The 20,779-nt window shown below is 56.7% G+C and carries 18 protein-coding genes; 9 read left to right on the top strand and 9 right to left on the bottom strand.

From position 1 onward, the window contains the following. The first annotated feature begins 13 nt into the window (after positions 1–13). Together cbiD and guaA are read left to right on the top strand one after the other, a co-directional pair. Complete coding sequence (gene cbiD, locus RRF56_RS22430; protein ID WP_317035370.1) at positions 14–1,141, top strand: cobalt-precorrin-5B (C(1))-methyltransferase CbiD; 1,128 nt, start codon at positions 14–16, stop codon at positions 1,139–1,141. A gap of 260 nt (positions 1,142–1,401) precedes the next feature. After that, the gene (gene guaA / locus RRF56_RS22425) at positions 1,402–3,015 is read left to right on the top strand and encodes a glutamine-hydrolyzing GMP synthase (RefSeq protein ID WP_317035369.1); all 1,614 of its coding nucleotides are present in this window, start codon (positions 1,402–1,404) and stop codon (positions 3,013–3,015) included. A 42-nt stretch (positions 3,016–3,057) separates the two neighbouring features. Here guaA and RRF56_RS22420 read toward each other — a convergent pair whose 3' ends face one another. Next, a complete protein-coding gene (locus RRF56_RS22420) occupies positions 3,058–3,594 on the bottom strand; it encodes a hypothetical protein (protein WP_317035368.1) in 537 nt (178 codons plus the stop codon). Between the two features lie 43 nt (positions 3,595–3,637). Between RRF56_RS22420 and RRF56_RS22415 the strand changes: the two genes are divergently transcribed. Beyond that, positions 3,638–3,991 carry a hypothetical protein gene (locus RRF56_RS22415; RefSeq protein ID WP_317035367.1) on the top strand — a complete coding sequence of 118 codons (354 nt, stop codon included), beginning with the start codon at positions 3,638–3,640 and terminating at the stop codon, positions 3,989–3,991. Between the two features lie 123 nt (positions 3,992–4,114). On the opposite strand, the gene RRF56_RS22410 is transcribed toward RRF56_RS22415, so the two are convergent. Next, positions 4,115–6,667 carry a glycogen/starch/alpha-glucan phosphorylase gene (locus RRF56_RS22410; protein WP_317035366.1) on the bottom strand — a complete coding sequence of 851 codons (2,553 nt, stop codon included), beginning with the start codon at positions 6,665–6,667 and terminating at the stop codon, positions 4,115–4,117. A 492-nt stretch (positions 6,668–7,159) separates the two neighbouring features. Between RRF56_RS22410 and RRF56_RS22405 the strand changes: the two genes are divergently transcribed. Both RRF56_RS22405 and katG read left to right on the top strand, forming a co-directional pair. Then, positions 7,160–7,720 (top strand): peroxiredoxin, encoded by a 561-nt coding sequence (locus RRF56_RS22405; RefSeq protein WP_317035365.1) that lies wholly within the window; start codon positions 7,160–7,162, stop codon positions 7,718–7,720. A gap of 92 nt (positions 7,721–7,812) precedes the next feature. Then, positions 7,813–10,140, top strand: a complete 2,328-nt coding sequence (katG, locus tag RRF56_RS22400; protein WP_410510507.1) for a catalase/peroxidase HPI — start codon at positions 7,813–7,815, stop codon at positions 10,138–10,140. 463 nt (positions 10,141–10,603) lie between these two features. On the opposite strand, the gene RRF56_RS22395 is transcribed toward katG, so the two are convergent. The 5 genes from RRF56_RS22395 to RRF56_RS22375 all read right to left on the bottom strand — a co-directional run bounded on the left by RRF56_RS22395 (position 10,604) and on the right by RRF56_RS22375 (position 15,536). Next, positions 10,604–12,217 carry an IS5 family transposase gene (locus RRF56_RS22395; RefSeq protein ID WP_410510506.1) on the bottom strand — a complete coding sequence of 538 codons (1,614 nt, stop codon included), beginning with the start codon at positions 12,215–12,217 and terminating at the stop codon, positions 10,604–10,606. 154 nt (positions 12,218–12,371) lie between these two features. Beyond that, a complete protein-coding gene (locus tag RRF56_RS22390) occupies positions 12,372–12,974 on the bottom strand; it encodes a glutathione S-transferase family protein (protein ID WP_317035363.1) in 603 nt (200 codons plus the stop codon). A gap of 77 nt (positions 12,975–13,051) precedes the next feature. Beyond that, positions 13,052–13,276, bottom strand: a complete 225-nt coding sequence (gene nrtS, locus RRF56_RS22385) for a nitrate/nitrite transporter NrtS (protein ID WP_317035362.1) — start codon at positions 13,274–13,276, stop codon at positions 13,052–13,054. Between the two features lie 294 nt (positions 13,277–13,570). Then, a complete protein-coding gene (locus tag RRF56_RS22380) occupies positions 13,571–14,578 on the bottom strand; it encodes an NAD(P)/FAD-dependent oxidoreductase (protein WP_317035361.1) in 1,008 nt (335 codons plus the stop codon). Positions 14,579–14,954: 376 nt separating this feature from the next. Further along, a complete protein-coding gene (locus tag RRF56_RS22375; RefSeq protein WP_317035360.1) occupies positions 14,955–15,536 on the bottom strand; it encodes a peroxiredoxin in 582 nt (193 codons plus the stop codon). 259 nt (positions 15,537–15,795) lie between these two features. Here RRF56_RS22375 and RRF56_RS22370 point away from each other — a divergent pair, with 259 nt between their 5' ends. Next, on the top strand, positions 15,796–16,227 hold the full coding sequence (locus tag RRF56_RS22370) for a Fur family transcriptional regulator (RefSeq protein ID WP_317035359.1): 432 nt from the start codon (positions 15,796–15,798) through the stop codon (positions 16,225–16,227). Further along, positions 16,224–16,469: a DUF6737 family protein gene (locus RRF56_RS22365; protein WP_317035358.1), complete on the top strand. Its 246-nt coding sequence runs from the start codon at positions 16,224–16,226 to the stop codon at positions 16,467–16,469. Before RRF56_RS22370 ends, RRF56_RS22365 begins: the two co-directional genes overlap by 4 nt. A 2-nt stretch (positions 16,470–16,471) precedes the next feature. Here RRF56_RS22365 and RRF56_RS22360 read toward each other — a convergent pair whose 3' ends face one another. Further along, positions 16,472–17,428: an SDR family oxidoreductase gene (locus RRF56_RS22360; protein ID WP_317035357.1), complete on the bottom strand. Its 957-nt coding sequence runs from the start codon at positions 17,426–17,428 to the stop codon at positions 16,472–16,474. 77 nt (positions 17,429–17,505) lie between these two features. Beyond that, positions 17,506–17,610 carry a PetM family cytochrome b6-f complex subunit 7 gene (locus tag RRF56_RS22355; protein ID WP_275335546.1) on the bottom strand — a complete coding sequence of 35 codons (105 nt, stop codon included), beginning with the start codon at positions 17,608–17,610 and terminating at the stop codon, positions 17,506–17,508. Between the two features lie 114 nt (positions 17,611–17,724). Between RRF56_RS22355 and pdxA the strand changes: the two genes are divergently transcribed. Together pdxA and RRF56_RS22345 are read left to right on the top strand one after the other, a co-directional pair. After that, the gene (gene pdxA / locus RRF56_RS22350; protein WP_317035355.1) at positions 17,725–18,795 is read left to right on the top strand and encodes a 4-hydroxythreonine-4-phosphate dehydrogenase PdxA; all 1,071 of its coding nucleotides are present in this window, start codon (positions 17,725–17,727) and stop codon (positions 18,793–18,795) included. A gap of 182 nt (positions 18,796–18,977) precedes the next feature. Further along, positions 18,978–20,681: an ABC-ATPase domain-containing protein gene (locus RRF56_RS22345; RefSeq protein WP_317035354.1), complete on the top strand. Its 1,704-nt coding sequence runs from the start codon at positions 18,978–18,980 to the stop codon at positions 20,679–20,681. Positions 20,682–20,779 lie beyond the last annotated feature (98 nt).

The raw sequence follows: 20,779 nt of genomic DNA, 5'->3' as shown, positions 1-20,779 counted from the left end.
ACCTTATAACCCTATGCCCGATGTCCCTGATTCTCTACCGCGTTCTGGCTATACTCTGCCTGTCTTTGCCTGTGCTGGGGCGATCGCCGCGCTGCGCTACCTACTAGATACTAGCGATCGCGCCCCAACTGTCACCCTAGATTTGATCAACCCAGCCGAGTCTGCCGACATTGCGATCGCTCAGCTGGCTCCCCTGCCCGATGGCTCGGTGCTAGCTATCACCCACAGCGACCCCGGCGATAATCTCGACCTCACCCGCCACACCCCGATCTGGTCGGTAGTGGCCTGGGGCAGTGGCGATCAGCGCGATCGCCTTCAGATTGACGGGGGCGAGGGCATTGGTCGCCAGGTCAACCAGGGGAATGCCCCGGCAATCTATCGCTACGCCAGGGAGTTAATGGTTCACCACCTACCCCCCCTGGTGCCCGAGGGCAAAACCCTAAAGGTCACAATTATTTTGCCTGAGGGGCGGGCTTTGGGCGATCGCACCTCCAACGCCGCCTTTGGTGTGCTCGAAGGCCTATCGCTGTTGGGCACCGCTGGCATTTCAGCCCCCCTCAGCGCCCCCGGTCAGCTTGACCAATCGAGGGCAACCCTGCAAGCCAAGGCGGCCCAGTACCGCCACCTGGTATTTTGCCTGGGCGAAAACGGGCTAGACCTGGCGGTGAAACTGGGCATCAACCCCGATCGCCGGGTAAAGACCGCCAACTGGCTCGGGCCAATGCTGGTCGAAGCGGGTCAGCTGGGGGTTGAGGGGGTGCTGCTGCTGGGCTACCACGGCAAGCTCGTCAAACTGGCCGGCGGCATCTTTCACACCCATCACCATGTGGCCGATGGTCGTCAAGAAAGTCTTGCCGCCTGCTGTGTGGCCGTGGCGGTGCCCTTGCCCGTGATCCAATCTATCCTCCAGGCAGAGACCGTGGAGGCTGGGCTGGGCCTCTTGCAAACCCAGGGAGGTGATATGGCCCAACGGGTCTACCAGCAAATGGTCGAGCGCATCGACCAACGGGCCGCCGCCTACGTCCATGCCCACACGGGCGCGGCTCTCACGGTCGGCACCCTGGTGTTTGATCGTCAGCGACAGGTGATCGCCCGCAGTCATCTCGCCCAAGGTCTGTTTAATCAACTTTTGGTAGACTAGGAGGAATATCTTTTGATAAAACTTCCATAACAACTGTCTATAGCTTTGGCCCGCTTGCGTTTTAGAGCCAGCGGTTTTCCTCTCTATGCACCACTCTAATTTTGGTGCAAAATCTCTTCAGCCTTAGATTGCTTCAAGTTTGAAGTGAGCCAGAGGAAAGTCAGAGCCAAAGCCCGAGCTCTATAGCGTGTTATTTTTATTCCCTCCTCTCACCGTATTTTCCCCACCCCCGAGTACACCACCACCCGCAGGATTAACCCGTGACCCTTCAAACCGAACCGACTACTACCCTTGGGGAAGACTCCCTGTCAGAGGTCAATCGCCAGATGCTGGTTATCCTCGACTTTGGCTCTCAATACTCCGAACTAATTGCCCGCCGCATTCGCGAAACCGAAGTGTATTCGGAGGTGCTCTCCTACCGCACTACTGCCGAGCAACTCAAGCAGCTCAACCCTAAGGGCATCATTCTCTCTGGTGGCCCCAACTCGGTCTACGACAAGGGTGCGCCCCACTGCGACTCAGCCATTTGGGACCTGGGCATTCCGGTGCTAGGGGTGTGCTACGGCATGCAGCTGATGGTGCAGCAGCTGGGTGGCCAGGTTGACCGCGCCGAGCGCGGTGAGTATGGCAAAGCGGCTCTATTTATCGATGACCCCACTGACCTGCTCACCAACGTTGAAGATGGCACCACCATGTGGATGAGCCATGGCGACTCGGTCAGCAATCTGCCCGAGGGCTTTGCCCTGTTGGCCCACACCGACAACACCCCCTGCGCCGCTGTAGCCGACCACGCTCGCAAACTCTACGGGGTGCAGTTTCACCCTGAGGTGGTGCATTCTAAGGGGGGCATTGCCCTGATTCGCAATTTTGTTTACCACATCTGTGAATGCCAGCCCACCTGGACCACCGAAGCCTTTGTGGAAGAGGCGATTCGTGAGGTGCGGGCGCGGGTGGGTGACAAGCGGGTGCTGTTGGCTCTCTCCGGCGGGGTCGATTCCTCTACCCTGGCCTTTTTGCTGCACCAGGCGATCGGCGACCAGCTCACCTGCATGTTCATTGACCAGGGCTTTATGCGCAAAGACGAGCCCGAGCGGCTGGTGAAGTTGTTCAAAGAGCAGTTCCATATTCCGGTGATTCACGTTAAAGCGCGCGATCGCTTTTTGGCCCAAGTCGAAGGCGTCACCGACCCCGAAGTCAAACGCAAGCGCATCGGCCACGAGTTCATTCGCGTGTTTGAAGAAGAATCTAGGCGGCTCGGCCCCTTCGACTATTTGGCCCAAGGGACGCTCTACCCCGACGTGATCGAATCTGCCGACACCAACGTTGACCCCAAAACCGGCGAGCGGGTGGCGGTGAAGATCAAGAGCCACCACAATGTGGGCGGCCTGCCCAAAGACCTGCAATTCAAGCTGGTCGAGCCGCTGCGCAAGCTGTTCAAAGACGAAGTCCGCAAAGTGGGCCGCTCCATTGGCCTGCCCGAAGAAATCGTCCGCCGTCAGCCCTTCCCTGGCCCCGGCTTGGCCATTCGCATCATTGGCGAAATCACCGAAGAGCGGCTGGAGATTCTGCGCAATGCTGACTTTGTCGTGCGTGACGAGATCGCCAAACAGGGTATGTACCACGACTTTTGGCAAGCCTTTGCAGTGTTGTTGCCCGTCCGCAGTGTGGGCGTCATGGGCGATCAGCGCACCTACGCCTACCCCATTGTGCTGCGCCTGGTCAGCAGTGAAGACGGCATGACTGCCGACTGGTCGCGAGTGCCCTACGACCTGCTAGAGACGATCTCAAACCGCATCGTCAACGAGGTGGAGGGCGTCAACCGGGTGGTCTATGACATCACCTCGAAACCGCCTGGCACCATCGAGTGGGAGTAGGTTCTAGATTCGGTGTGAGCCGGGATAATACATTGACTCGGCTTACACCGAATGTTGCTTACAGGAGAGCAGCCATTTTTCGGCTGCTTTGGGCGATCGCAAATGCACAGTAGACAGATGGGCGTACTCCGGTTGCTGAAGCAGGGTCGGATACTGCCTACGATTTTTATAGTAGGTGCGCAACAGCCAGACCAAAATGGAATTGCGGCTGAAGAACGATTGGCGGAATGTTTCGCGATTGCCGTTCCACAGCTCTTCTTGGTGGAGCGATCGCTGCCACGTGCGCTGCAACAGTCGCCCCATCACCAGCCTGAACGGATAATCCAAAAACACGACCGTATCGGCTCTTCCCCAAACAATGTCGCGCACGGCGCTGTAATTGCCGTCTACGACCCAGCGATCGCCGCTCAACGCCAACCTCACGCGATCGCGAAAGACTTGAGGCTCCGCAGGGGTCCAGTATGGCTCCCACTGTAGGGCATCTAGCTCAACATGGGGGAGCAGGCAGCGCTGAGCCACCTGCCGCGCTAGAGTTGTCTTACCTGATCCGGTAGTTCCAACGATGGCTATTCGTCTCATACCACTATCCATCGTGCTGTAGTGCTCATACCTGTAACCTGCCGTGGCGCACATCACCATTGAAATCCCTGATGACCCAGCCCATCGGCTTGAGCAGTTTCAATCTCAACTGCCAGAGGTGCTAGAGCTTGGCTTACAAGAGTTTCAGTCTCAGCAGCGTCTCTCTAATTTTCTTGACGAGCAAGACATTATTGCCCTCCTGGCTAGTCAGCCAACCCCAGACCAAATTTTAGCTCTACGCCCCTCTCTGGAGTTCCAAGAGCGGGGCAGCAAGCTGTTGGCCGAGAGCAAAGCTGGGACACTTTCTACTAAAGGTGAAGCCGAACTAGAGCGCTATTTGACCCTAGAGCATCTGGTGCGCCTCGCTAAGACCCACGCTCTGGCACAGCTACAGTAGCGATGGGGACTTACATATCCGCAGCCCTGAGGAAACAGGTAACTGACTACTGATTGCGGCTGGTCGTTATCCTTAAATCACTGCTTTCCCTTAACGATAGTCAGTTTAGCGATCTTGGCAACGTTAGCTCAGCTTGCAGGTGAGCTTGCCGCCAGATTCACCGCCAATGTCGCCGTAGTCGACCAGACCGACGGGGAAGGGGGCGACTTTCCAGATGTCGCTGCAATATTCAGCGATGGAGCGATCGCTCGAAAAGCTTCCCATCCGCACCGAGTTGAGAATGGCCATCCGCGTCCAGCTGTCGCTGTCGCTGTAGGCATGCCCCACAGTTTTCTGGCAATCGATGTAGGCCTGGTAGTCGGCCAGCAGCATAAACGGGTCGTGGTGCAGCAATTTATCGAGTAGCGGCTTAAATAGATCGCCATCGCCGTGGGAAAAGTGGCCCGAGGCAATCAGATCGACGGCATCCTTGAGCATGGCGTTGCGCTGGTAGTAGCTATAGGGGTTGTAGCCCTGGGTTTTGAGGGCGACCACCTCAGGGGCGGTGAGGCCAAACAGGAAGAAGTTCTCGGCCCCCACCGCATCGCGGATCTCTACGTTGGCACCATCGAGAGTGCCAATGGTGAGCGCTCCGTTCATGGCAAATTTCATATTGCCAGTGCCCGAGGCCTCAAAGCCCGCAGTAGAAATTTGCTCAGACAGGTCGGAGGCCGGGTAAATGCGCTGGCTATTGGTGACGTTGTAGTTGGGTAAGAAAATGACCTTGATCTGGTTGCGCAGGTCGGGGTCTTTGTTGACCATGTCGCCTACGGCGGTGATCAGCTTGATCATCAGCTTGGCCATGTGATAGCCGGGGGCCGCCTTGCCGCTAAAGATAAACGTGCGGGGGGTGACCGTGAGGTTGGGGTTTTGCTTGAGCTGGCTGTAGAGGGTGACAATGTGCAGCACATTGAGGTGCTGACGCTTGTACTCGTGGATGCGCTTCACCTGCACGTCGAACAGCGAGGCGGGGTCGACCAAAACACCGTGCTGGCTGTGGATGCGGCTGGCCAGATCGCGCTTGACCGCCTGTTTAATCGCCCGCCACTCGTCGCGAAAGCCTGCGTCGGCAGCCAGGGGTTCGATCGCCTTCAGTTCGTCTAGCTGCTTAATCCAGCGATCGCCAATCCGGCTGGTGATCAGGGTGCTCAGGCGGGGGTTGCTGAGTACCATCCAGCGGCGGGGGGTGACGCCGTTGGTCTTGTTGCAAAACTTTTCGGGAAATAGCTCGTAGAAGTCGCGCAGGACAGTTTCTTTGAGCAGCTCGCTGTGCAGGGCGGCGACCCCGTTGATGGTGTGGCTGCTGACACAGGCTAGGTTGGCCATCCGCACGTAGCGATCGCCGCTCTCGTCAATCAACGACATGCGGGCCAGCCGGTCGGCATCCTTAGGAAACTTCATCCGCACTAAGTCAAGAAAGCGGCGGTTAATCTCGTAAATGATCTCGAGATGGCGGGGCAGCAGGGTGCCAAACAGGCTGACGGGCCACTTTTCCAGCGCTTCGGGCAAGAGGGTATGGTTGGTGTAGGCCAGGGTCTTTTGGGTAATTTCCCAAGCCAGAGTCCAGTCGAGGCCATACTCGTCGAGCAGCAGGCGCATCAGCTCAGGGGCCGCGATCGCCGGGTGAGTGTCATTGAGCTGAAGGGCAAACTTCTCGTGGAACTGCTCCACGGTCATACCCTGCCCCTTGAGAATGCGGCACATATCTTGCAGCGAGCAAGACACAAAGAAAAACTGCTGTTCTAGGCGTAGCTGCTTGCCCGCCTGGGTGTCGTCGTTGGGGTAGAGCACCTTAGAGATATTTTCTGAGGCAACTTTTTGCTCAACTGCACCGTAGTAGTTGCCTTGGTTAAACACCGCAAAGTCAAAGGATTCGATCGCCTCGGCCTTCCAGAGGCGCAGGGTATTGGCGGTGTGCACCTGGTAGCCCAAGATCGGCGTGTCGTAGGGCACCCCCAGCACTTCGCGATCGGGCACCCAGCGCACCCGGTAGCGGTTCTGGTCATCGATGTAGGTTTCGGTGTAGCCGCCAAACTTGACCTCGACCGACCACTCAGGGCGGGCCACCTCCCAAGGATTGCCGTAGCGCAGCCATTTGTCGGTGCGTTCCACCTGCCAGCCGTCGCGCAGGTCTTGCTCAAAAATGCCAAACTCGTAGCGAATGCCGTAGCCCACCGAGGGCACTTCAAGAGAGGCCAGGGAATCCAAATAGCAGGCGGCTAGGCGACCCAGGCCGCCGTTCCCCAGCCCCGGCTCCTCCTCCTGGGCCAGCAGGGTATCAAAGTCAAGCCCCAGTTCTTCCATGGCCTGCTTCACCGGCTCGTAGATGCCCATGTTGATCAAGTTGTTGCCCAGGTGTGGCCCCATCAAAAACTCCGCCGACAGGTAGCAGACCGTGCGGGCGCGGTGCTGGGTATAGCTCTCGGCGGTGCCATTCCAGCGGTGCAGCATGCGATCGCGCACCAGGTAGGCCAGGGCCATGTAATAGTCGTGCTGGGTGGCCAGCGACACCGGCTTGCCCTGCACATAAAACAGATTGTTGAGAAACGTCCGCTTAATGCTCTCGATGTCGGTGGCAGTGCGCTCTTTGGCCAGGGCAGTGGATACGGCCACGTCTACGGGGGAAGGAGTATCCATCGGTAATCGCTCCTGGGGCAGGGTAGGGCAAGTGTCCTACTGATCAGATCAAATTGAGCGATCGAAAAGTGTATCGCAAGATACGTTTTAACCTTAGTTAAAGAAGACTGACACCTAAAGAACTATGGCCCTCTAGCAAAGTCAAGGTGCGATCGGCGGTGGATTCAGCCGGGCATCCCATGCGATCGGTGGCTAAGAATGCAGAAAATACTGTTTTAAGCCTGCATCTAGCGACAGATTTCATTTTGTAGAGATATTACATGTTGCAAAACACTTTTATGGCTGGCGCACAGCAGCGGGTTTGATTGATTAAGCTTTCAACATATCAACTCGTAGTGAATACAACTTAATATCTGCTTGAGTTCCTGAGCTTTGACAACGCTTTGTAACCCCCGATTTATTGGGGCAAATCGAGTCGGGTTGTCCCTGGGTGCAACGCTATAAATAAGCCGAGAACTAACTGATGTTGAATGCGAGTAAGGAGCTGAGCCAATGTTGTTTAATCAAGAGGGCCAGCGTGTCCCTCAAGTGATCTTTCGAATGGTGGGAAAGGTGGGTGGGTATGACCTGTCTACCACCGATCTCTTTGATCATAAAACTGTGGTAGCGTTTGCAGTGCCGGGAGCATTTACCTGCCCCTACTCTCCCATTCAACTGTTAGGCTACAACGAGTATGCCGAAGCATTTCGAGCCAACGGTATCGATGATATTTTGTGCATTTCGGTCAACGATCCGTTTTCGCTGGCAACTTGGGCTCAAGACGAAGGAGCCGATCAGGTGCGTTTTATCCCTGATGTGACAGGTGAGTTTACCCGCAACCTGGGGATGCTAGTGAACCTGGCTGACAAAGGCATGGGATACCGCTCGCGGCGCTACTCCATGCTGGTCAAAGACGGCGTGGTTGAAAAAATGTTTGTAGAACCCGAGATTTTTGAGGCGATCCCCGTCGTTTCTAACGCCCAAACCATGTTGAACTATATCAACCCAGCAGCCCAGCAACCCAAGCAGACTACTGTACTCATGCAGATGTGGCAGACGATACTTTCTGCCTAAGAAAAATCCGTCACTCCGAGAAGAAATAAGCTTACCTAAACCATAGCAGGAAAGAAATTATGACGAGTAGCCCAATGAAATGCCCGTTCCCCATGAGTAGCAAGCTAATGGACATCTGGCGGGCCTTATCATCTGTCCTGAAATCTAGCAGCACAGAAAATGTTGAAACCGCTACGCCCCAATCTGCGACACCCAATGGGAGCAGTAGCACTGGCAAATGTCCGGTGATGAGTGGTCCTCTATCTCGGGTTGGGCCGTCGAACCGCGACTGGTGGCCGAGTTCTTTGAATCTCAATATGCTCCATCAGCACTCATCGATGGCGAACCCCATGGATGAGTCGTTTAACTATGGGGAGGCTTTCAAGAGTCTCGACTTAGCGGCCCTGAGGGCAGACATCTATGAGCTGATGACCACCTCCCAAGACTGGTGGCCCGCCGACTATGGCCACTATGGGCCGCTGTTTATTCGCATGGCCTGGCACAGCGCTGGCACTTACCGCATTGGCGACGGTCGCGGCGGGGCAGGCTCGGGCAGTCAGCGGTTTGAGCCGCTCAACAGCTGGCCCGACAACGCCAACCTCGACAAGGCCCGCATGTTGCTGTGGCCTGTCAAGCAAAAATATGGCAACAAAATCTCCTGGGCCGACCTGATGATCTTTGCGGGCAACTGCGCCCTGGAGTCGATGGGCTTTAAAACGCTGGGCTTTGCCGGTGGGCGCGTGGATGTGTGGGAGCCGGAGGTTGACATCTACTGGGGTTCTGAGAAAACCTGGCTCGGCAATGAGCGCTATGAGGGCGATCGCGTCCTGCTAAACCCCCTCGCCGCTGTGCAGATGGGCCTGATCTACGTCAACCCAGAGGGGCCAGATGGGGAGCCTGACCCGCTGGGCTCGGGGCGCGACATTCGCGAAACCTTTAAGCGGATGGCGATGAATGACGAAGAGACCGTTGCCCTCACTGCCGGGGGGCACACCTTCGGGAAATGCCACGGGGCGGCTGAGGCGACCCACGTTGGCGCAGAGCCAGGGGGATCCACCATCGTCGATCAGGGCCTGGGCTGGAAGAGCACCTTTAATACGGGGGTCGGCGTCGATGCGATCACCAGCGGCATTGAAGGAGCCTGGACCCCCACGCCCACCCAGTGGGACAACAGCTACCTCGAAACCCTGTTCAAGTACGACTGGGAGCTGACCAAGAGCCCCGCTGGCGCGTGGCAGTGGAAGCCCAAGGGCGACGCTGGGGCCGGGACGGTGCCCGACGCCCACGATCCGTCGAAGCGGCATGCCCCGATGATGACCACGGCGGATATGTCGATGAAGATGGACCCAATCTATAACCAAATCGCCCAGCGCTACCGTGACAACCCCGATGAGTTTGCCGAGCAGTTTGCCAAGGCCTGGTTTAAGCTCACCCACCGCGACATGGGGCCGCGATCGCGCTACCTCGGCCCCGAAGTTCCCCAGGAAGAGTTCCTGTGGCAAGATCCCATCCCCGCCCTCGATCACGACCTGGTTGATGAGCAGGATGTTACCGCACTCAAAGCCAAGATTCTCGAATCGGGCCTGCCGGTTTCCCAACTGGTGTCCACCGCCTGGGCCTCGGCCTCTACCTTCCGCTGCTCAGACATGCGCGGTGGGGCGAATGGGGCACGAATTCGCCTTGCGCCTCAGAAAGATTGGGAGGTCAACCAGCCCGAGCAACTGGCCACGGTGCTGCAAACTCTGGAGGGTATCCAGCAGGAGTTCAACGGTTCGCAGTCGGGCGGCAAGCGAGTTTCGATCGCTGATCTGATCGTGCTGGGCGGTTGTGCAGGCATTGAGCAAGCCGCGAAAAATGCAGGTCATGAGGTAACGGTGCCCTTCAAACCGGGCCGCATGGATGCCACCCAGGAGAAAACCGATGTGGAATCCTTTGAACCGCTGGAGCCGGTCGCCGACGGCTTCCGTAACTACACCAGCGGCAAACACAGCGAATCGCTGGAAGAACTGCTATTGGATCGGGCACAGTTACTGTCGCTGTCGGCCCCGCAGATGACGGCGCTGGTAGGAGGTCTGCGCGTTCTCGGTGCCAACGTTGGCGGCTCCAAGCACGGCGTCTTCACCGATCGCCCCGAAACCCTGACCAACGACTTCTTCGTCAACCTGCTCGACCTGGGCACCACCTGGAAAGCAATCTCAGACGATGAAGTTGAGTTTGAGGGCAGCGATCGCAAAACCGGTGCCCAAAAGTGGACTGCTACCCGCGTTGACCTGATCTTTGGCTCCAACTCCCAGCTCCGCGCCCTGGCAGAAGTCTATGGAGCGGCAGACTCGCAGCCAAAGTTTGTGCATGACTTTGTGGCGGCCTGGGACAAGGTGATGAACCTCGATCGCTATGACCTGCGCTCAGTGCAGGCGGAAAGCGCTGCGAGGAGTTTTTAGGCACAACGTCAACTGAGTTATAGCCATAGTCACTTGGGTTAGGACATCCAGAAACCCTAGAAACGTTCGAACGTTCAAACGTTCTTAGGAGGCATGTCTTAACTGGACTGACTACAGCTATACCAATGGCCACAGGTCGAAATTAGGTTAATCTGCGGAAAATCTGAAGCCTGCTAAACGTCAGGATTAATATCAAATGCGCTTAAGTGCTCCTAATACCGAATCCGCGTTTCATACCCCCGATATCCCACCGATCAACCTGTAGGGGCGTTGGCATAGCCTGGCCAGAGGCCTTACCGCCGTTCGCCCAGTGGAATCGGGGGTTGACAGGAAATGCGTTTTCCGGTGGTTAATGAATCGGACTTGACATAAACATGAGAGCGGCGTTTTATCTAAGCTTAAAACGTCGCTCTCGGCGTTTGGCCTTGATGCCAAACTTGTTAAGTAGGGCTTGCTGAAAAAATCAGCAATTTGGGTAACAGAGCTGCGATGGGGTTGCCTGAGCGAGAAGACTCAGCCACCCCCTGGTAGCTGAGTCAATCCAACGAGATCGCCCCCGGTTTCGACGTCCCCTTGGCGAGACAACGGCCGCCAAGATAGCGATAAAAAGGAGTCTCAACGCCTGGAGACGGCGCTCCAGGTTCATCACCAGAAAGGTAATGGCAATAGCGGTTTCAGCGCTAGGGGCCAACTTAGCCATGACCCGAGCCAAACTGAACCGCCGCTTGCCCTGGCCAAACTTGCCTTCGACGGCATTGCGAATCTTGGCATCGGCTTGAGCTTGCCGGTCCACCTCAGCTCTCGCCCCTGCCTTCGGTCGTCCTAAGGGTGGACCACTGAGGCGAATGCCGTGGGCCTTGCACCAACTGCGATTGACACGAGTGCGATAGATCGCGTCGGCATGGACTGATTCAGGATAATAGCCGTGGCGAGCCTTGTACTGCTCCACCTGGCGGGGTAAGTCAGCGGCTTCGTGATACGCCTCCCAATCGAGGCGGTCAAGGGAACAGTAGCCCGATACGCAGCTTATCGAAATTTTGGCCCCAAATTCGACCGGAGTTCCGGCTTTACCCCGGACAATAGGGCGCACATGGGGCTGAGCCAAACTGACAATGCGGTGCTCAATACGCCGTTGCCGGTGTTGATAGAGATGCCACTGTTGCCGATAGACCTCCTGAATCACCAGCAGACGTCGGTACCAAAAGCGAGGCAAGACACTTAAGGGTGCCCCACCTGACACCAACCGTCGGATATGGCCCAAGTTGCGGCGTAGGTAGCGCAGTTGTTGACCGATAGCCTTCCGGATGTGTCGTCGAGTGGCGCGGCGTTGTTTCGCCACCTTGAGATAGGCGCGACGCGCCTGCTGCCGGTAGGTCCGGGGTTTGCGCATCCTCGGTTGTGCTATCGCGTCATAGAGATAGTCGAGAATGCGTTCACTGCTGGCTCGGGCCGCATTGAGCAGATGCAGGTCAGTGGGATAGTGAATATCAGCCGGAGCCACACTGGCATCAAGTATCAGTTGGCCCTGATTCGGTGGTGGTGGCTCATCCTCATCATCTGACTCGTTTGATGAGGACGGCTCAGAGGCTGATGACGCCTTAACTGGGGTCTGCGAGGCACGGCTTTCGGCGGCCGTCTCGCCGGGCTGGACCGCAGGCGTAGCCCGCTCAGCCGCCAACGCGTCCTCGACGATTCGAGCATTCACTTGATTGACCAACTCCAGACTCAATCGCTGCCGAAAGTGGCTCAGCATTGAGGCCTCAAACGGGGCCTGGTCGCTGTACTCATGGAATCCCAGAAAGTATTGCAAATACGGGTTCTCGCGGATCTGCTCTACCGTCTCGGCGTCAGTCGTGCCCAGCCGTTCTTTGATAATCAGTGCGCCCAATGCTATGCGAAACGATTTGGCTGGGGCTCCTTGGCTCTCGCTGAACTGCTCGGCATAACTCGATTCAAAGGCCTCCCAGGGGATAAGTTCCGCCAGTTTCACCCAGCGGTTCTCACCGGAGAGTTTGCCCCCAAACGGCAAATAGAAGTCTTCAAAACTCAGTTGGCCTGGGCTAAGACGGCGGTACATCGGCAATCAGGTGCAAGGGTTTTGGCCCTATCGGGCGATTTTCCTTGCACTTTATCACCTCGGATCCACTCTGAACACTCCAACCTACAAGCCTCTTAGCCTTTTTCAGGAAGCCCTAAGTAGGCAACCATAGAGCAAGTCAAGTTTTTTTGCTTTACCTTGCCATTTTTATGTAACCAGAAATATGCTCAAAGTCTCTAAACCATCGCTGAATATTCACGTATTCAGACAGATCAAATCCACCCTCATCGGCTACATGGGTATAGGCGTATAAGCTGATATCAGCGATAGTTACCGTATCACCAACAAAAAATTTATTTTCAGCCAGGTGTTGCTCCATGACGGACAGTGCTTTATGGCCACCGGCCTGCTTGGCATGGTATTCTGCTGCTCGCTCTTTGGGTAATCCTAGGTATTTATTGATGTATCTGGCCGTTGCAATGTAAGGCTCATGGCTGTATTGTTCAAAAAACTGCCACTGCAAGACCTGAGATTTTCTATAGTTTTCTTGGGGCAGAAATAGAGTGTCTTCTGCCAAGTAATTCAAAATTGCATTAGATTCCCAAAGATATTTGCCGTCAGCTAGTTGAATGACGGGTATTCTCGCATTGGGATTTATTTGTTTGAATTCTTCAGTGTGAGTTTCACCAGCAAGAATGTCGATGTGAACCCATTCATGCTCAATACCAAGAAACTGCATTAACAGTTTGATTTTGTAGCAATTGCCTGACAGCATATCTCCAAAAACTTTGTACATACGATTTCTTTTCCCAATTTATGTAGTTTGTGCGCAGTCTCTTCAGCGAACCTGATCTGACGCAAGCTTAGGATGCTCTAATCCGATCGCCCCACAAACTGCCCATGAATGCTGACAGCATAGGGCACCAAATAAGTCAGCCCGGCAGAGATCCAGCGAGACGGGGTCATGGTGCCAGAACGCAAGGCCGGGCCGTGATTAATGGCAAAAAGTAGCGTACCAATAACACCGGCAACTCGTAGGGCACGACTGGCTAAATGCGGCGTTACCAATGCTTTTAGGTAGCCGTTTACTGCGTCCATACTTTAGTCCTTAACCTTTATCGTGCAGTCAAGATCGTTATACCATTGGCTGATTAAGATTCTGCAACCATTTATATAGCCATAGCCACCTGGGTTAGGACATTCAAAAACCTCAAGAACGTTTGAACATTCAAACGTTCTTGAGAAAATGTCTCAACCAGACTGGCTACAGCTATAGCTATAGCTGGTAGTTTGGGCTGTTTGCAGCCGCGATCGCATAGCAAAAGCCCATCAGTTCAACTACCGATGGGCTTTTGCCAGAGCTGACATTGAGCCAATTGACCCCAACAGGGCTTAGAAGGCGATCGCTTCTTTGACTCGGTTTTCTTCCCACTTGCGAGGGGGGCTAGCACGGCGAATGGTGCGCCAGATTTGGGTGGCAGCCAGGGTACCGTCGGCCACAGCCACCGACACCTGGTTGATGCCCTGCTTGAGGTCGCCGATCGCAAAGATGCGATCGTGGGTGGTCTGGCACATATTATTCGTGATCAGGTTTTCGCCATCCCACTCTAGGTTGGGGATGCCTTTGAGGTACTGGTTGTGATAGATCGAGCCCATGTTGATCAGGCCGGTGGTGGCTTCGACCACGGTGCCATCGGTCAGTTGTACCCCACTCAGTTTGTGGTTTGCGCCCAAAAGCTTGGCGATCGGCGCTTCGTAGAGGGGATAGCCGTAGTCGGCCAGTTTGGCCCGCATTTCGTCGCCGACGGTGCAGAGACCGTGGGTGAGCACTGAAATGTAGGGGGTGAACCAGTCGAGCACAAAGGCCGCGTTGATCTGTGACTCTTTGCCCGCGATCAGCACCGCTTTTTGATCCCACATGTCGAAGCCGTCGCAGATCATGCAGACATGCAGGGTATAGCCCGCATAATCGTAGACGTTTTGCATGTCGTCGAGTTGGGGCAGCACGTCAATCACGCCGGAGGCCGCAATTAAATACTTGGTGCGAAACACGGGGTAAATACTGTTGGTTTTACCCACCTTGACCTGCACCGCCAGATGGTCGCCCTCGTCAACCACGTCTTCAACAAAGCCGCGCAGGTAGTCGGCCCCCCACTCCACCGCCTGCTTAGCGCCGTGGACAAGCATGTCGCGACCGGGGGTATCGGGGTCTACGCCCACAACATTGCGGACTTCCTGCATCCACAGCGATCGCCCCTTACCTTTCTCTACCACCAGGCATTTGAGGCCATAGCGGGCTAAATAGATAGCCGCCGACAACCCCCCCATGCCGCCACCAACAACAATGGCGTCGTAGATCTGGTCGGTGCGTTCGTGAAGATTCTTGCTGGAGAGTTTCATGGCGGCGATGGATGGATAGAACTGCGATGGAGCCTAGGCAACAGGGAGAGCTAAAGCCATACCTCTAGGCTAGAAGGTTTTTGAAGATCGAGATGAGAATTGTCAGAGACTTTATGGATCAAGCCGCATCGCATCCCTCAGCTTTCCTAATGGTGCATTGCTGCGCGTTGGCGGAGCCTCGCCTTAGCGTTATGCACCCTGCAGCGATCAATGCTTTCGGTACTTTATGTACTTTATTTAGACGCATGTCCCTAAGACTAGGTGGGCAATGCCCACCCTACTACGGTTGCCTAGCCCGACCCCCGATCTAAAAAGGCAAAGGGGATTGCCAGAACCCCCTTTGCCTAACACTCACCGAAGGTGAGGCAGAGGGCAATTAGCCCACGAAGGCCAGACGAGGCTCAGAAACCCCAGCAGACTCAGTACCCTTCAGGTAAGCCAGCATGGTGTCGGCGTCAGAGACTTCAAAGGGGTCGATAGGGCAGTTGTCGCCGAAATCGGGCTCCACAAAGATTTTCTCGATGTTGCCGTCGTTAGCCAGCATGGAGTAACGCCAGGAGCGCATGCCAAAGCCCAGGTTAGACTTGTCCACCAGCATGCCCATCTTGCGGGTAAATTCACCATTGCCGTCGGGCAGCAAGAAGACGTTCTTAGCGCCGACCTTTTGGCCCCACTGGAACATCACAAAGGCATCGTTCACGGAGACACAGACGATGGCGTCAACGCCGTGGGCCTTAAACTCTTCGTACAGCTCTTCGTAGCGGGGCAGGTGGTTAGAGGAGCAGGTGGGGGTGAAGGCACCGGGCAGAGAGAACACCACAACTTTCTTGCCAGCGAAGATATCTTGGGTGGTCAGGTCTTGCCAACGGTAAGGGTTAGACCCACCGATTGACTCATCTCGCACACGAGTCTTAAACGTGACTTCAGGCACCTGTCCAGTAGCAACAAACGCAACCATAATTACCTCTTTGTTTGGTCTTACAACAACTTAACTGCGATCTCAGTCATTGCTGCTTAACTCAGAATAATTCCGAGTTAAGAAATCTTCAATAGGTATACTAGCCTAAAATCTAGAATTATTGCAAAGTCAGATTGATTCTTAGATAGGAATGCTAATCTGTTAAGGGTAGGTTATTGTGGTATGTCAAGCTATCGTCTGGACTGCCGTCTAGGTCGAGCAGGGCTGCTACTGTGCTAAAGTTCCGGAGCCAGGGAATATGTCGTCCCAAGCCGATCAAATCGTCGCTGTGCTGAAGTCGCGGGGGTTACGCGTTACCCCCCAGCGTTATGCTGTCTATGCCAATCTATTAGGCCGCTACGACCACCCCACTGCCGAAGACATTCTCAGCGACCTCAACCAGAGCGCGCCTACCTCTTCTCAGGCGACGGTTTACAGCTCGCTTCAGGCCCTGCGCGAGGTCAACCTAGTCCGCGAGGTGCTGCTCGAAGAGGGGGTCTGCCGCTACGATGCCAATGTGGGCCCTCACCACCACTTTCGCTGTCAATGTTGTGGCGCGATCGCCGATATTCCCTGGGAAACCCTATCTAGCCTCAACCTACAAACCCTCAGCCCCCGCTGGCAGATCGAGAGCTACGAGGTAACAGTGCGGGGCATGTGCGATCGCTGCCAACCCAAAGAGCCCCAATGACTGAACCAACGCCCCTGACTAGTGCTTGGCAATTAAAACCCTGGTGGTGCCAGCCCTGGAGCATTGTGCTGACCGGAGTTGCGATCGTCGGGGGCAGCTGGCTGCTGCTCCATCGCCTGTGGCTCACCGGCCTGGTGGCGCTGCCCATCGGCGTGTGGATGGGCTTTTTCTTGCTGGTGTGGCCCCGGCTGATGCGCGAAGCGGGCTATCTAGACCCAGAAAATGGGCCTGACCTGAGTTGAGCCTAGAAGGGCAGCTTTTTCTTGCTGGCTTTTTCGCTGTCGTAGTCGAGTTCTTTCAGCTTCTTCATGATGCGGCTGAAGTACTCTTGCATGTAGTCTTCGAGCGTGGTGATCTCCTCTTTAGGGATGCCAAACACCTCGTAGACTTCATCCATGGGAGCATCGAGGGGCTGACTGCCAGCGACCACCTCGACAAAGGCCAGGCGATCGGCAAAGTTCCACCCCCACTGAAAGAACTGGGCCACTTTACGAATGGCCCGCAGCAGGTCGAGGGAGATGCGCGAAACCCTGGCTTCTTGGCCACATTTGCGTTCGCACAGGCGCATGATTTCGTAGGCCCCCCAGGCGCGGGTACCGGCCAGCGGAAAGCTGCGCTGCTCGGTTTCGGGTACCGATAGGGCCTTGACGGCAAAGCGGGCAATATCTTGAGTATCCATGTAGGCGATCGGGGCGGCTTCGCCCATCACCCAGATCGGCTGCCGCTCTAGGATCGGAATGGCGTATTGGCCAATCAGCCCCTGCAGAAAGCCACAGGGCTGAAGGATGGTGTAGTTTAACCCCGACTCAGCCAAAAATTTCTCGGTGCAACGCTTGACGTTCATCAGCGGCACATGGGGAAATTTTTCAGAATTGAGAATTGAGAAAAAGATGAATCGCTGGATGCCAGCGTCGCGGGTGGCTTTGATCAAATTGATCTTACCCTTCCAGTCAACCTCCATCACCGACTCCGAGGGCCGAGCGGTAGACGCGTCAATGACGGCATCAATTCCCTCAAGGGCAGGGGGTAGAGTGTCTGGCTTGCACAGGTTGCCCCGCACCAGTTCTACCCCCCACTCTCGTAAAAAGGCGGCTCGCTGAGCGCTCCTCACCATGCACCGAACCTCGTGCCCCTCATCCAGGGCACGGCGGGCGATTTGCCTGCCAAGGGTGCCAGTAGCGCCAACAACCAATACTTTCATGAGGGAAATGATACAAAAGTTTAACTTCCTCTAAGAATATCAGATGGCTCCACCGGATACACCCCCTGAGGAGAAAACTACTCTTCGCCGCCCTGTACCCGCAGCAATAGAAACCCAATGCCCAGGCCCACCAGGGTCAGGGTAAAGATGATGATCGCCGTATTGAAAATTTCGCCGCCCATACGCTCTCCTGTCACAGCACTATAGTAATGAGGCTGGTCACCCAGCCCGCCAGAGATTGGCTCAACCCCTGGCCGCCCCCATTTTAGACCAGTTTGGTATCACCCCCTGCGCCTATGGCAACCCTTACAGACTCAGCTTTCGACCGATCTGCTCTCCGGCCTCGGCTGGCCGTCACCCTAGGCGACCCGGCGGGCATTGGCCCAGAGGTGGTGCTCAAGGCGCTAGCAATGCGAGATTGGACAGCGATCGCAGACATTACGCTCTTCGGCACGCGATCGCTGCTGCACCAAACCGCTGCTGTCCTCAAGGCTGAGGCTGGGTCAATCCCACCGCTAGACGTCTTGAATTTTGTCGAAATTCTGCCGCCGTTGCCCTTGGAGACAGTAGACTTTGGCCAACCCAGTCCGGCGACTGGGGCCGCCAGCTTTGCCTATCTGCAAGCTGCCATTCAGGGAGCCGTAGCAGGAAACTATGATGCGATCGTCACTGGGCCAATCGCCAAGTCGGTCTGGAAAGCCGCCGGGCACCACTACCCTGGCCAGACCGAACTGCTGGCGGAGGGAGCAGGCTGCGATCGCTTTGGGATGGCCTTTGTAGCGCGATCGCCCCACACCGGCTGGTGGCTGCGGGCATTGCTGGCCACCACCCACATTCCCCTGAGCCAGGTGCCCGAGGCCCTATCGCCCGATCTGCTCACTCAAAAGCTCGATTTATTAATTGACAGCCTGAAGCAAGACTTTGGCCTCAGTCAGCCCCGAATTGCCGTGGCAGGGCTCAACCCCCACAGCGGCGAAGGTGGGCAGCTAGGTCGAGAAGAAGTCGACTGGCTGATGCCCTGGCTAGAGCAGCAGCGCCAGCGCCACCCCCAAGTCCAGCTTGATGGCCCAATTCCTCCCGACACGATGTGGGTACGGCCTGGGCAAGCCTGGTTTGGCACGGGTGAGGGCGCAGTGGAGACAGCCCACGATGCCTACCTGGCTCTCTACCACGACCAGGGGTTGATTCCGGTGAAGCTAATGGCCTTCGATCGGGCGGTAAATACGACAGTGGGATTGCCCTTTGTGCGTACCTCCCCTGACCACGGCACGGCTTTTGATATTGCTGGGCAGGGGATCGCTGATGCCAACAGCATGGTGGCGGCGATGGATGTGGCGGTGGCAGTGGCGGTGGGGAGAGGTGGGTGAGTGGATGGGTGGATGAGTAGGAGAGTGGATGGGTAGGGGCGCAGGGCCTGCGCCCTTGCAAGGAGCAAAATTCTGGGGTGTTTCCGTTGCCTAGGGGGCGCGAAGTCGAAGGGATGGGAGCTTGCCCTGGGCGGAGTTGGGGGGTGCGATAGAGTAGTGGACGACTCTCTCTATAGTGCAGAATGATTGCCAAAAACGACCTCTACGACCAGCTTCAGCGCCTGGATGGCCAAAGCTATGGGGCCTATAAATCGCTGAAGGGGGAGTACGACTTTGGGGAGTTTGTGCTGCACATCGACCATGTGCAGGGCGACCCGTTTGCGGCTCCGAGTCGGGTACGGGTGGTGGTGCCGCAAAGCGTGGCGGGGTTTCCCAAAGGTCTGTGGGAGCTGCCCTGCCGGGCGATCGCACTGGCTGACTACCTCACCCGCGAGTTTTATCGGGCCACCCAGCGGCGGGAGCGGGGGTCGGGGTCGGGCAAGAGCGGGCTAGTGGGTATTGTGCGGCCCAGTCAGGCGGTTTTGAACCGCAGTGCAGCGCGGGTGACGGCGGACGCGGTGGAATTGCGGTTCACTGTGGGCCTACCGGCCTTTGGGCGGCGGATTGCGGGGCGGCAGGCGGCGGAGCTGCTGTGCCGAGCGGTGCCGGAGCTGGTGGAAACTACTCTGTTCTATGGGGCACTGGATGGCACGGCGATTCAGCGCCAGGTGGATGGGGCGGAGGATGCAGAGGTGCTGCGATCGCAGCTCCCCACCCACAACCTGGTCGCCTTTGTCGCCGACGGCGCAATGTTGCCCCGACGTAGCGGTGTCGACGAGCGGCCCCTGGCAGAACAGGCGATTCCTTTCAAATCCCCTGACTCGCTGCGGGTGACCCTGCATTGTCCCCACGCCGGGGCGGTAACGGGCATGGGCATTCCCCAGGGCATCACCCTGATTGTGGGGGGCGGCTACCACGGCAAATCGACCCTGTTGCGGGCGATCGAGGCGGGGGTCTACAACCACATCCCCGGCGACGGGCGGGAGCAGGTGGTGACGGATCGGGCCGCCGTTAAGGTGCGGGCCGAAGATGGCCGCAGCATCGCGGGGGTGGATATTTCGCCGTTTATTGGCAGTCTGCCCCAGGGTAAATCGACCCAGCACTTCTCGACGCCCAACGCCAGCGGCAGCACGTCTCAAGCCGCCAACATTATCGAGGCGATTGAAGCCGGGGCGACGGCGCTGCTGGTGGATGAAGACACCTCGGCGACCAATTTCATGATTCGCGATCGCCGCATGCAGGCGCTCATTGCCAAAGACCGCGAGCCAATCACCCCCTTCATCGATAAGGTGCGGCAGCTCTACACCGACCACGGCATCTCGACGGTGCTGGTGATGGGGGGCAGCGGCGACTATTTTGATGTAGCCGACACCGTGATCGCCATGGACGAATTTTGTCCCCAGAATGTGACCGCGCAGGCAAAGGCGATCGCGGCAGAATATAAAACCGAGCGCGACCCTGAGGGCGGCCCCCGCTTTGGCCGCCTCACCCCCCGCACCATTCAGCCCGGCAGCATCGACCCCAGCAAAGGCAAGCACAGCGTCAAGCTCAGGGCGCGAGATATAGACCAGCTTCAGATTGGTACAGAATCCATTGACCTGTCAGCGGTGGAGCAGCTGGTAGAGCCAGGCCAGGTGCGGGCGATCGCCGAGGCGATCGTCTACGCCCAGCGCTACCACATAACGGCCACCACCCCACTGCCTGAAGCGATCGCCGCCGTGATGGCCGATGTGGAGCAGTACGGGCTAGACTGCCTCACCGACTGGCCCATGGGCGATCTGGTCAGCTTTCGCGGCCTAGAGTTAGCCGCCGCGATCAATCGGCTAAGAACCCTGCGGACTGGGTAGGGAGATTGGTCTATTGCAAACGTCTGTTGGGTTAGGACAGGTTTGACGTAGGGGCATTGCATGCAATGCCCCTACCAGAGGATTGCGCCTCTAAAATG

The organism is Nodosilinea sp. E11 (assembly GCF_032813545.1).
In the GTDB taxonomy this organism is placed as follows: domain Bacteria; phylum Cyanobacteriota; class Cyanobacteriia; order Phormidesmidales; family Phormidesmidaceae; genus Nodosilinea.
This window is presented reverse-complemented; position numbering and strand designations above follow the sequence as displayed.